Here is a 12,141-nt window from a genome sequence, read left to right on the forward strand (position 1 = left end):
CGATGACAGATCAAGCTCGTCCGCCGGTGCCGCCGTTTACTTATGAGACGGCGGTGGTGAAGGTGAGGAAGGCTGAGGATGCGTGGAACTCGCGGAATCCGGAGGCGGTGTCGCTGGCGTATACGGTGGACTCGCGGTGGCGGAACCGGTCGATGTTTTTGAAGGGGCGCGCGGAGATTGTGGCGTTCCTGACGCGGAAGTGGGAGAAAGAGCTGGAGTATCGGCTGATCAAAGAGATCTGGGCGTTTGCGGATGACCGCATTGCGGTGCGGTTTGCGTATGAGTATCACGATGCCGAGGGGCAGTGGTTTCGTGCGTATGGGAATGAGAACTGGGAGTTCGATGCGGATGGGCTGATGGCCGTGCGGCATGCGAGCATCAACGATGTGGCGATTGCGGAGCACGAGCGGTTGTTTCATTGGCCGCAAGGGCGGCGCCCGGATGAGCATCCGGGGTTGGGGCACCTGGGGCTGTAGGGTACGCTCGCGCTTGCTGCGGCAAAAGCGTTCACGCAAAGTACGCAAAGGAAAAGCCCGCAAGGTACGCAATGTAAAACATGTAAAGGCTAGTCGAGGAGGCCTTTGCCCGCGAGGATTTTTGGGGTGAATTTTTCTACTCGGGCTTCGCGGGTGGTGGATTGCTTGGCGGCGGCGATTTGGAAGATGTAGGCCTTCTGACGGCCGGGGGTTAGAGCCGCGAAGGCTTTTTTCAGGGCGGAGTTGGTGTTGAGTTTTTGCTGAAGCTCTTCGGGGATGGCGTAGTCGGTGGATTTTTTTAGGGGGACTTTGGCGCCGGACTTTTCGAGGTCGATGGCTTCGAGGATGTAGGCTTTGATGGTGGACTTCAGCTTTGTGATTTCTTTGGTGCTGGTGAAGCGGAGCTGGCGGGGGCCTGCATGTGCTCGCCGATGCGGGAGAGAAGCTGGCCGGGGTCCTTGAGCAGCGCGCCTTTGAAGAACATGAGCGCGATGTAGTCGTTGAAGCGCTGGATGAGGACGATGTTTTTGTCGCCGAGGGTGTAGCAGGGTTTGCCCCACTTGATCTTTTCGGTGAGGCCGCAGCCCTGGGCGATGGCTTGCAGGGCTGCGGTCTCCTGCGGGTACTGGTGGCGCGGGTGCTCCATGGGGGAGTGCTTAATGGTTTTCTTGACGGGCATAAGGACCTCACCGGGGTTGTGAGTTTTACGACATCAAGAGGCTACAACGGCGGTGAGGTCGTTGACGAGGGCATCGATGCGGGTGGGGTCGGAGTCCCAGGCGAACATGAAGCGGGCGCCGCCGCCGATGAAGGTGTAGAACTGCCAGCCGCGGGCGCGGAGGGCTTCCTGCTGGGGTTCGGAGAGCTTGATGAAGACGCCGTTAGCTTGCGGGTAGCCGAGGAGCTCGAGGCCGGGGACTTGCTGGATGCGGTCGGCGAGGGCGCGCGCACAGGTGTTGGCATGCTCGGCGTTGCGGAGCCATGCGCCGTTTTCGAGCATGCTGGCCCACGGGGCGGAGAGGAAGCGCATCTTGGAGGCGAGCTGGCCGGCCTGTTTGCAGCGGTAGTCGAAGTCGACTGCCTGGGCGGGGTTGAAGAAGAGGACGGCTTCGGAGACGGCCATGCCGTTTTTGGTGCCGCCGAAGCAGAGGACGTCGACGCCGGCCTTCCAAGTGATGTCGGCGGGGTGGCAACCAAGGGAGGCGCAGGCGTTGGCGAAGCGGGAGCCGTCCATGTGGAGGCTGAGACCGAGCTGGCGGCAGACGGCGGAGATGGCTTTGACTTCGTCGACGGTGTAGACGAGGCCGGTCTCGGTGGGCTGTGTGATGGTGACGACGCGCGGCTTGGGGTAGTGGATGTCGGTGCGCTTGGCGACGATCTCTTCGATGTGCGCGGGGGTGAGTTTGCCATCGGCGGTGTGGGCGACGAGGAGCTTGGAGCCGTTGGAGAAGAACTCGGGGGCGCCGCACTCGTCGGTTTCGACGTGGGCGGCGTCGGCGCAGATGACGGAGTGGTAGGACTGGCAGAGCGAGGCGAGCGCGAGCGAGTTGGCAGCGGTGCCGTTGAAGGCGAAGAAGACTTCGCACTGGGTGTCGAAGAGCGTGCGGAAGGCTTCGGAGGCGCGGGCTGTCCAAGGGTCGTTGCCGTAGGCGGAGGCGTGGCCGGTGTTGGCTTCGGCCATGGCCTGCCAGGCTTCGGGACAAATTCCGGCGTAGTTGTCGCTGGCGAACTGCTGCGTCATGCTTGCTCCTTGCGTTGGAGTGCGCTGACGTTGTTGTAGAAGCCCGGTAGTTGCCGGATCGGCCACATCCCCCTGTGTGGGGCGCCACCTTGCTGGGAGCAGGTTGGCGTTGAGCGTCAGCTCAATCTCCTGATGTCAGTGTCTAGGATAACAGGGCATGAGGACGATACAGCCGTTGTTAAAAACCACAGGCCGCTTGAAGAGGACTCAAGCGGCCTGGGTGGTTTGTGGCGAGGTTAGAAGGAGATTTTGAAGGCGAACTGAATGTTGAAGGGTTCGCCGTAACCGAGGCCAGGAGCGCCAGAGCCGTTTTTGGTCTGAGTGATCTCGCCAAAGGTGCCACTGCCCAGGTTGGTGATCGAGGGATTGGCAAAGTTGCGCTGGTTGAAGATGTTGAAGATCTCGACGCGGAACTCGCTGTTGACACGCTCGGTGATGGGTGTGTGCTTGAACATCGAGAAGTCCATGGTGCCGAACTTCGGACCACGGCCACCGCCATCACGCTGCTCGTTGCCGTAGACACCAAAGGTGGTCGGTGAGGATACGCCGGCGACGGGGTAAGCGTATGCAGCCTTGGCCAGGTACTGATATGCCCGAGAGGTGCTGGCGGTGATGGTCGTATTGCCAACATACGGATTGACGCCTTGTACGATGCTGACGCGGTCATGCTGCTCGTCGGTGAGGCTGTAATCTTTACCAACGAGGACACTGAGCGGTGTGCCAGTGTTGTAGTCAAACAGGGCGTTGAACTGATAGCCCTGAGTCAGACGCGGCGCGAAGCTGGTGAACTTCGGCAGCTGGTACGACGCGAAGCCCGTGAGAGTGTTGCGGATGTCGAAGGTGCTGGGGCCGTAGTCCTGGTGGATGTTATGGCTGTTCATAGGCGTTACATCGGAAGATGCATCGTCCATAGAGTGAGCCCACGTGTAGTTGGCGGTGATGGAGAAGCCGTGCTTGAGGGACTGACGCAACACTGCCTGCAGCGAGTTGTAGTTGGCGCTTGCACCAGATGTCACCTGATTGATGCCGGCGAAGGGTTGGCCGGTGGTGACGGTTTGTCCTGGGAACGAGAGCGTGGAATCGTAGGGGCGAATGTAGCTCTTGGTCGTGAAGTTGTAGTTGATCGGCTGATTGAGATCGTAGAGCATCGCAAGACGGCGGCCCTGCGTGCCGACGTAGCCGATGGTGAAGAGGGTCGAGTTCGTTAGCTGCTGCTCGATGTTGAGGCTGGTGTTCATCGAGTACTGGATGCGGTAGTTGGGCTGCACGCCCATGGCACCGAGTTGCGGCAGAGCGGCGCCGGTGAAGGGATTGACGTTCTGTGCCCAGGTGAAGTTGGAGATGGCAAGCGTGTAAGCGGGGTCAGGTCCGGAGGGGTTGTTCTGCGTATAAGAGTCGCCACCATTGCCGGTGTAACCGCTGACCATGTTGGTCATGCCCGGGACGTCGTAGTAGAGACCCCATGCACCGCGGATGGCGAGTTTGTTGTTTGACAAGGGTGAGTAGGCGAAGCCAACGCGAGGAGCGAACGCGCCGTAGTAGTTGTTGTAGAGAGGAGTTACGAATCCCTTGCCGGGGACGAAGCTGGAGAGATCGTTCTTGGCATCGTAGACGTGGCCGGGAAGGCTCCAGCGAACGCCGTAGTTGACTGTGAGCTTGGGGGTGACAGTGAAGTCGTCCTGCGCCCAGAAGTCGTAGGTATTGAGCAGATAGACACGCTCCGCATTACCTTGCAGCAGCTTGGACGTAGAAGAGTTGGAGGGCTGACCGTTCAGATAATCGGCAAGTGCGATCATCTGCGTGGTGCAACCGGTCGTGACGCCAAAGGCAGCGTTGCAGTTGGTGTTATCGGCGGTGGTCTCTTTCGCCCAGGGGCCGCGAGTGCCATCAAAGGTGAAAGTGCCGCGGGAGTTGGAGAAGTAAAGCAAGTTCACGTTGGCGTGACGATACTCGCCGCCGAAGCGGAGAGAGTGCTTACCGAGCGTCCAGCGCAGCGAGTCGACGACCTGGCCTGTTACATCGGTACGACCGGATGGCTGAGTTGCACCGACTTCGTCAAAGCCGGAGATAGCGATGGTGGGAGAGCCGGCTGCGATGATGCCGGTCAAGCCGAGGGTTAGGCCGTCCGCAGCGCCTGGGTTGAAGTTCTGGTCGGCGTCGTTGAAGGTCTGCAGGAAGAAGTTGGTGCCCAGCTGAACCTGGTTGAGCAGGTTCGGCTTGATGATGGAGGTCTGAATGACGGAGAAGTTGTGGATGTGCATGGGTGCCGTCTGGAAGAACTCCGGGTAGTAGGAGCCGGTGACGGCGGTCTGCTGACCGGTGGTGCCGAGATAACGGATGGAGAGCGATTCATTCTGGCTAAAGTGGTGGTCCAGCTTAATCACACCGTTGTAACTGTTGTACTTATCGGGCGAGGTTGCGAACCAGTTGTTGGTGACGGCGCCAGTGGAGTTTGCTACGCGGGGATAGAGGGTGTTATAAAGCGCGATGCTGAGAGGGTTACCGGTAGTGGTGGCACCGTTCTGAAGAGTGGTCTGCGGATAGCTGATGCCGTAGGCTTGGAGGAACTTGCCGGCGTCGGCGATCCAGGCGTCATTGAGAACGGTGTCGGTGGTGGAGTTGCCTGCGGAGGCAAGCTGAATCTCGCCGGCCAGGAAGAGGAAGGTATGGTCCTTCCAAAGCGGGCCGCCGAGAGTGAAGCCGAACTGGTTGTTGCGGATAGGCGGCTTGCGCGCGCCCACGGGGGCGACGGGCGAGATGGCTGCAAAAAATTCGTTGCGGTTATAGAAGAAGACGTCGCCGTGGATCTGGTTGGTACCGGACTTGAGCACCATGTTCTGGTTGGCACCGGCGTTGCGACCCATGTCGGCTTCGGCGTTGCTCTGCATGGAGAACTGATCGATTGCCTCAATGGGAACGAGCCCGCCGGGGACACTGGCGATGCCGCCCTGGTTGGAAGCAACGATGCCGAGGTACGCATCGACGTTGTCGGTACCGTCGATCTGGTAGTTGATGGAAGTGGTGCGCTGGCCGTTAACGGAGCCGCTGAGGTTGTCACCAGGCGTGAACTTGACCATCTGGGTGAAGTCGCGGCCGTTGATGGGCATGTCGGCGACCTGCCTGGTATTGACGACCGAGACAAGTGAGCTGGTCGTGGTGTCGACCGATACGGCGTTGGCAGCGACGTCGACGACTGTGGCTTCCGTGCCGACGTTCATCGACACCTTGACGTTGGCGACCTTGGAGACGTTGACCTCGATGTTGTCAATCTTCTGCGTCTGGAAGCCCTGGAAGGAGACCGTAAGCTGGTAGACGCCGGGAGGGAGCTCCGGGAAGTTGAACTCGCCGTCCTTGTTGGACTTGCTATCAACAACGGTGGCAGTGGCAGGGTTCTTTAGTTGTATAGAAGCACCGGGGATGACAGCACCCTGGACGTCAACGACCGTGCCAGAGAGTGCCCCTCGAAAGGTTTGCGCTCGCAACGCGGAGAATGTGACTGCGAACAAAGCGATGAGAACAAGCCAGCGAAGACGAAGCATGTGCGGAATTCCTCCAGAAACTGTTGTTCGAAATAAAGTGGAGCAAGTTTGGATACACGAATGGCGCGGCCCAAGGTGAGATCCATGGAACCGTCGTAGCGATGAGTTGTTGCGATCTGTTATCCCTGCGATGCGGGACAACGAAGTTGATGCAGCATGACGCGAAGGCCTAAGGGCTATCGCAGCGGCGGCAGCCAGCGGTATGCAGGAGCGCTTCGACGGTAGCTCCGGCGGCGAGACACGAGCTGCTTCATCCTGGAAGAGTTCAACGTCCGCGCAGAACAAAATTTGCGGTGTAACTCATTGAAAATGAGAATGCGTTCTCAGGTCAAGGAATTGTTTGATTCTACAAGGAAGTTGCATGCCAAGACGCGGAATATTGTTCATATAGCCGTGTTCCGGTTTGTACTGCAGGGAAGCTTTGCCACTGTAGGGTTGTTGCTTCAGAAGAGCCACGAGATCATGCCGCTCTGCATTGCGATAATTGATAGTGTTCACGAAGGCATCCATAGGCAGGTGGATTTGGTATGGGTCTCGGAGAAGCGCGACAGACCGTTTCAGCGAAGGTGCTGAGCGAGATACAGAAGGCGGTTTTATGGAGGCATGCCTTCAGTAAAAAAACCACTCCAGCGTGGCTGGCGAGTGGGTTTGTCGGTAACTATACGATCATAAAGATCCTATGAGTTATAGGCCAACGCGTCTCCCCATCCGCCGGAGATCATGCGGGGGAAACAACAACTAGCGTTGAAGAAATTGTTCATTGCGTCAAACCTATCATGGCCAAGGTTTTTGTCAAGTATTAATCCAACAACAAGTTCTATTTCGTCTTGTTAGAGCGCTGCGAAACGGATTGAAAATCATTGCACAGCCTGCTCAAAATCAGAAGGCTGTTGTGCTTGGAGGCCTGCAAATAAACGTATCGCTGCGATGGGCACACGTCTGGGATATGCAGGAGACTGGAGCCGATGATGAGCACGAAGAGGGACGCGAAGGTTTTGTTCAGGTGAGGATGATGCGGGTCTTGCGGTTGCGGAAGGCTTCGACGGCGACGGGGTTGGCGCCGTCGTCGGTGATGATGACATCGACTTCTTCGGCAGAACAGACGCGCATGGCGCTGACCTGGCCGAGTTTGCTGGAGTCGGCGACGGCGATGACCTGCTTGGAGTGGCGGACCATCTCGGAGAGGATGAGGGCCTCGTCGGACTCGATGACGGTGATGCCGTACTCGGGGTGGATGCCGGTGGCGCCGATGAAGAACTTGTCGAAGAAGAGGCGCTGGAGAGCGTCGAATGCGGTGGCGCCGACCATGGAAAACGAGCCGGGCCAGCGGACGGCACCGCCGGTGAGCGTGACCTTGAGGTTGGGCAGGCTGGAGAGCTCCATGCCGATGTTGACCGCGCTGGTGACGATGTGGATGTCTTCGCGATGGCGGAGGCTGCGCGCGAGCTGCGTGGTAGTGGTGCCGGGGGAGAGTGCGATGACGTCGCCCTTTTCGACGAGGTCGGCGGCGGCGAGGCCGATGCGGCGCTTCTCGTCGGCGAAACGCTCTTCGCGGAGCGGGAAGGCGGCGTCGAAGCGGAAGGGCTCGTAGTTGAGCTTGCCGGCGACCTCGGCCCCGCCATGGGTGCGGTTGACGAGGCCGCGTTCTTCGAGGTGGATGAGGTCTCGGCGGACGCTTGCCGGTGACGCGCCGACGGCGGTGGAGAGCTCTTCAATGCTGCCACTGCCCTTTTGCAGAAGCAGATGGAGAATTTGTTTCGCGCGGTCGTGTCTGGCGGCCATGGTCTCCTTCCAAGTCCTTTCATCATATCTAGAAGATGAGAGTTTGAGACGAGAGTGGTTGCAGACCGGAAGGAAGCTGCTTGTGCATTATTTTGCACAAACTTTTCATAAATGTGAAAAGTTTGTTGACAAGTGACGATCCTAGTCCCTAGACTCCAAGCTCATAGAAGCGGTTTTCAGGGTCAGTCCGGGGCGCAGGCCTGAGGATTGCGTTTGCAGAAGCCGCGACGACGATGTTTCACCTTTGGAGGTTGCGCGATGTTGAAGACGATCCGGCTGGGATACCTGGGATTAGCGGTGGCCCTGTTGTTGGGGGTGGCGGGCGCACATGCGCAGACGGTGACAGGCGCAGTGACGGGCGAGGTGACGGACTCGACGGGTGCGGTGATTCCGGGTGCGACGGTGGTGGTGCAAGACACCGACACAAACGTGAAGACGACGGTGACGTCCAACGCGGCGGGCGTGTATACGGCGCGGTTTTTGCCGATCGGGCACTATAAAGTTCTGGTTTCGGCACAGGGCTTTGCGAGCCAGTCGACGCCGGCGTTTGCGCTGGAGATCAACCAGACTGTGGAGCTGCACACGAAGTTGTCAGTTGGCAGCGAGAGCACGGTGAACGTGACGGGCACGGCACCGATCCTGAATACGACGGACGGCACGATTGGCACAACATTCTCAGAGAATGAGGTGCAGAACGTGCCGCTGGAGGGCCGGAATTTTCAGGCTGTGACGCTGCTGACGCCGGGCGTTGTGAGCACGGACCCGACGGGGCTGACGGGGTCGAACGCGACGCTGCGCAGCACGACGAGCAACAACCTGGTCAGCGTGAACGGCAACCGTGGGCAGGCGAACTACTACACGCTGGATGGCGTGGACATCAACGAGCCGCAGAACAACCAGATTGGATATAACCCGGCACCGGATGCACTGCAGGAGATCAAGGTGATCTCGGGCAATGCGCCGGCGATTTACGGCAACGTGAACGGCGGTGATGTGGTGAGCGTGCTGAAGAGCGGCACGAACCAGTTTCATGGCAGCGCATATGCGTATCTGCAGAACAACAAACTGAATGCCAACAGCTGGGAGAACAAGTTCAAAGGTCAACCCATCAATCGCTACACGCAGACCATCTTTGGCGGAACCATCGGCGGCCCGATTTTTCATGACAAGCTGTTCTTCTTTGCCGACTATGAGGGCTTTCGGCAGCCGGCCGCAACCCAGAAGGCGTACCAGGTGCTGACACAAGCGGAACTTAACGGGGACTTCTCGGCGATTCCGTTCCAGCTCTACAACACGCAGGCGTATGACGCGGCGACGAACACGTATCCTGTGTTCCAGAATAACCAGATTCCTGTGAACAATCCTGTGGCGAAGTACCTTGCGGCGCACCCTGCCGACTACCCGACGCCCAATGCAGACCCGTCGCCGAATACCTATCTGCGGCAGTATGAGGGAACCGAGCGCGGGTACAACGTGAACAACCAGTTTGATGCAAAGGTGGACTGGACTCCGGAGGCGAAGGACCGCATCTCTGGTTTCTATGCGCAGTCGCGCGCGCGGAACGGCAGCGATACGATCTTTCCGATCAGTTTCCCCAGCATCAGCAGTTATCCAACGACACTATTTGGAGCAAGCTGGGTGCATACGTTCTCGTCGGCCATTGTGAACCAGTTCAATGCAGGGTTTACGCGAGTGAGCTGGAATACGGGTGTGCCGATCGACCGTCTCGGGTCCTTCGGACTGAGCGGTGATTCGGTGGTGGGGATTCCGTTTGGCGTCCAGCAGTTTGCGGGCTTTACGGAGATGAACATCAGCGACGCGAGCACGATCGGCAATCGCGGCGCGGCGCAGGTTCTGATCGATAACACATTCGGTTATAACGACAACTTGACGATTCAGCGCGGTAAGCACCTGTTCACGCTCGGCGTACAGGCCGTACGCTATCAACAGGAGTACTCGCAGGTCCAGAATGCGGGTGCGCTTGGTTTCTTCCAATACAACGGCGTGTACACGAACAATCCGAATGCCGGGAACCCGAATGTCGGGGCGGCGGACTTTGTGCTCGACGCGGCGAACCAGTACGGTCTGCAGGACGGCGGAGAGTTTGGCAATCGCCAGTGGCGCGCAGCAGGTTACATCCAGGACGACTGGAAGGCGCTGCCGAACCTGACGTTGAACCTGGGTGTTCGCTATGAGTACGACCAGCCGATGACCGAGGCGAACAACAAGAACGCGAACGTGCTTCCGTTGAACGGCGGCACGATGGAGTTCGCGGGGTCGATTCCAGCGGGCGCCCCGGCGGGTTCGATCATTTGCCCCACGACGGCCTGTTACGACCCAAACTACAGGCAGATCATGCCTCGCTTTGGGTTCGCCTACCAGGCGGCACAGAACATCTCGATCCGTGGCGGCTACGGCGCGACGAGCTTCCTGGAGGGCAACGCGGCCAACCAGCGGCTGACGGACAATCCACCGCTGGTCTCGGCGTTCCAGCGCAATGGAGTTGCGCCGAGCGGGGGGACGGGTGGCACGGCCCTGATGGCTTCGCAGGGTTTCGTGACGAATGCGAACACGGCGCAGCCGAGCGGCGGCCAGTTCAGCGAGTGGCCGCAGAACCAGCAGCCGGCGTATATCCAGCAGTGGAACCTGACGGTGGAGACGGCGCTGAACTCGGTGACGTCGCTTTCGATCGGGTATGTGGGGCAGTCGGGCCAGCACCTGATCGACTACGGCAATGCGAACCAGTTCACGCTGGCGCAGGTGGAGGACCTCGCGAACAATCCGAACCCTGTGCCGGCGGCTGATTTGACGCCATACTACAACCTGGCTGCGGGAACCTCGTACGCCGCGGGCAATGGCGGCCTCGTGCTGATAACAGAGTCGCGGGCGAAGTCGAACTACAACGGACTACAGGCGACGCTACGCCAGCGGCAGAAGTACGGGCTGGAGTACAACATCAACTACACGTTTGCGAAGTCGATGACGAACGCGGCTGGCAACTACGGCGCGCCAAATGTATCGCAGACGGGCGGCGATCAGACGTTCCAGGACTACTACAACAGCCAGGCGGACTACGGCGTCTCCGGCGACGACATTCGCAATCAGTTGAATGCGCTGATTGTCTATGCGCTGCCGTACGGACATGGACGTCAGTTCGGTGCGCACTCGAACATATTCCTGAATGAGGCTCTGGGCGGCTGGTCGATTTCGAATGCCTTCCGCGCGTTCAGCGGTGTGCCGGTGACTATTACGGCCAATGGTACCGCGACGAGTGCAACGATTTCTGAGGGCGGCGAGCGAGCGAACCAGTATTCGAAGATTCGCGTGGTCAACCGCTCGCTCAACAACTGGTTCGGTACGGACCCTTCGGCGCAGCCGTGCAGGAACACCGCAAAGGGCACAGTGCCGGATCGGAGCGATCATGCCGACTGCGCGTACGGTCAACCAGCGCAATTTCAGTTCGGTACGGCTGCGAACGGGACGGAGCGTGCGCCTGACTTCTACCAGCTGGATACGTCGTTGTTCAAGGACTTCACCACGTTCCGCGAAGAGTCTCTCGGGTTCCGGGCGGACTTCTTCAACATCCTGAACAAGGCGGATTACGGCAACCCGGACAATAATATCCAGGACAGCAACTTTGGACAGATCAACAATGTGCGCAACCAGGAACGTCGCATACAGTTGTCATTGAACTATAAGTTTTAACCGATAACGAACATGCGCCGGGAACCAACCCGGTGCATGTTCTCGTACGGCACTGTGGGCCTGGCACCAACAGAGAACAAGACCCTGTGCAAACGGGTTGGTGGATCGATGGGAAAGATGATTTTTGAGCTCTGTGCGGAGACGGTGGGAGCTTGCGTGGCTGCGCGGGACGGGGGGGCCGACCGTATCGAACTGTGCTCGGCACTGAGTGAGGACGGGCTGACGCCGAGCCATGGGTTGTTGCACGAGGCCATTGTGAAGAGTGGCCTGCCGGTACATGGACTGGTGCGTCCTCGGGGCGGCGGATTTGTGTACTCCGACGATGAGATTGCGGTGATGGAGCAGGACATTCTGCACATGCGGCAGCTGGGGGTTGCAGGCGTTGTGCTGGGGCTGCTGAAGTCCGATGGCACCGTGGATGTCGATGCGACGCGGAGGCTGGTGGCGCTGGCGCGGCCGCTGCAGGTGACGTTTCATCGTGCGTTCGATGAGACGCCGTCGCTGGAGCAGGCGTTGGAAGATGTTATCGCGACAGGCTGCGACCGCGTGCTGACCTCAGGGGGCTGCGCCGATGTGATGCAGGGCGCCGATGTGCTGGCACGGCTGGTGGCACAGGCGGGAGACCGCATCGAGATTGCCGTGGGTGGTGGGCTGAGGACGACGAATGCTGCGGAGCTGGCGATGCGTACACGGGCCAAGAGCTTTCATGGCTCGTTGAGCTGGGATGGTGTGCCGACAGCGCAGGATGTGCGGAGCATGGTGGAGCAGCTGCGGAGCGTGGGAGCCGCGTGATGAACGGGTTTGTCGCGGGTTAGAAACTCTGGGTAGAGATGCAGGTCTCTCCACTACGCCAAACGATGAAGCTTGTTTGGCTTCGGTCGAGATGACACTTCTGTTG

General features: G+C 59.3%; 7 protein-coding genes and 1 riboswitch. Of the genes, 3 read left to right on the forward strand and 4 right to left on the reverse strand.

Features of this window, described 5'->3' with window-relative positions:
* Positions 1-2 precede the first annotated feature (2 nt).
* The gene (locus GOB94_RS12545; RefSeq protein ID WP_182276236.1) at positions 3-476 is read left to right on the forward strand and encodes a nuclear transport factor 2 family protein; all 474 of its coding nucleotides are present in this window, start codon (positions 3-5) and stop codon (positions 474-476) included.
* Positions 477-843: 367 nt separating this feature from the next.
* On the opposite strand, the gene GOB94_RS16910 is transcribed toward GOB94_RS12545, so the two are convergent.
* The 4 genes from GOB94_RS16910 to GOB94_RS12565 all read right to left on the reverse strand — a co-directional run bounded on the left by GOB94_RS16910 (position 844) and on the right by GOB94_RS12565 (position 7,538).
* Positions 844-1,155 carry a DUF1801 domain-containing protein gene (locus GOB94_RS16910; RefSeq protein WP_255483926.1) on the reverse strand — a complete coding sequence of 104 codons (312 nt, stop codon included), beginning with the start codon at positions 1,153-1,155 and terminating at the stop codon, positions 844-846.
* A gap of 33 nt (positions 1,156-1,188) precedes the next feature.
* Positions 1,189-2,217, reverse strand: a complete 1,029-nt coding sequence (locus tag GOB94_RS12555; protein ID WP_182276237.1) for a low specificity L-threonine aldolase — start codon at positions 2,215-2,217, stop codon at positions 1,189-1,191.
* Between the two features lie 36 nt (positions 2,218-2,253).
* Positions 2,254-2,358: riboswitch (SAM-I-IV-variant riboswitch) on the reverse strand.
* A 95-nt stretch (positions 2,359-2,453) separates the two neighbouring features.
* Entirely contained in the window at positions 2,454-5,756 is a 3,303-nt protein-coding gene (locus GOB94_RS12560; protein ID WP_182276238.1) for a TonB-dependent receptor, read from the reverse strand.
* A 999-nt stretch (positions 5,757-6,755) separates the two neighbouring features.
* The gene (locus tag GOB94_RS12565; protein ID WP_182276239.1) at positions 6,756-7,538 is read right to left on the reverse strand and encodes a DeoR/GlpR family DNA-binding transcription regulator; all 783 of its coding nucleotides are present in this window, start codon (positions 7,536-7,538) and stop codon (positions 6,756-6,758) included.
* A 258-nt stretch (positions 7,539-7,796) separates the two neighbouring features.
* Between GOB94_RS12565 and GOB94_RS12570 the strand changes: the two genes are divergently transcribed.
* Positions 7,797-11,243, forward strand: a complete 3,447-nt coding sequence (locus tag GOB94_RS12570) for a TonB-dependent receptor (RefSeq protein ID WP_182276240.1) — start codon at positions 7,797-7,799, stop codon at positions 11,241-11,243.
* Positions 11,244-11,351: 108 nt separating this feature from the next.
* The gene (locus GOB94_RS12575) at positions 11,352-12,035 is read left to right on the forward strand and encodes a copper homeostasis protein CutC (RefSeq protein WP_220464923.1); all 684 of its coding nucleotides are present in this window, start codon (positions 11,352-11,354) and stop codon (positions 12,033-12,035) included.
* Positions 12,036-12,141: the final 106 nt, after the last annotated feature.

It is taken from the genome of Granulicella sp. 5B5 (assembly GCF_014083945.1).
Lineage (GTDB): Bacteria > Acidobacteriota > Terriglobia > Terriglobales > Acidobacteriaceae > Granulicella.

Coding starts and splice junctions, on each gene's coding strand:
- GOB94_RS12545 (WP_182276236.1), top strand. CDS start 3: ATGACAGATCAAGCTCGTCCGCCGGTGCCGCCGTTTACTTATGAGACG.
- GOB94_RS16910 (WP_255483926.1), bottom strand. CDS start 1,155: ATGCCCGTCAAGAAAACCATTAAGCACTCCCCCATGGAGCACCCGCGC.
- GOB94_RS12555 (WP_182276237.1), bottom strand. CDS start 2,217: ATGACGCAGCAGTTCGCCAGCGACAACTACGCCGGAATTTGTCCCGAA.
- GOB94_RS12560 (WP_182276238.1), bottom strand. CDS start 5,756: ATGCTTCGTCTTCGCTGGCTTGTTCTCATCGCTTTGTTCGCAGTCACA.
- GOB94_RS12565 (WP_182276239.1), bottom strand. CDS start 7,538: ATGGCCGCCAGACACGACCGCGCGAAACAAATTCTCCATCTGCTTCTG.
- GOB94_RS12570 (WP_182276240.1), top strand. CDS start 7,797: ATGTTGAAGACGATCCGGCTGGGATACCTGGGATTAGCGGTGGCCCTG.
- GOB94_RS12575 (WP_220464923.1), top strand. CDS start 11,352: ATGGGAAAGATGATTTTTGAGCTCTGTGCGGAGACGGTGGGAGCTTGC.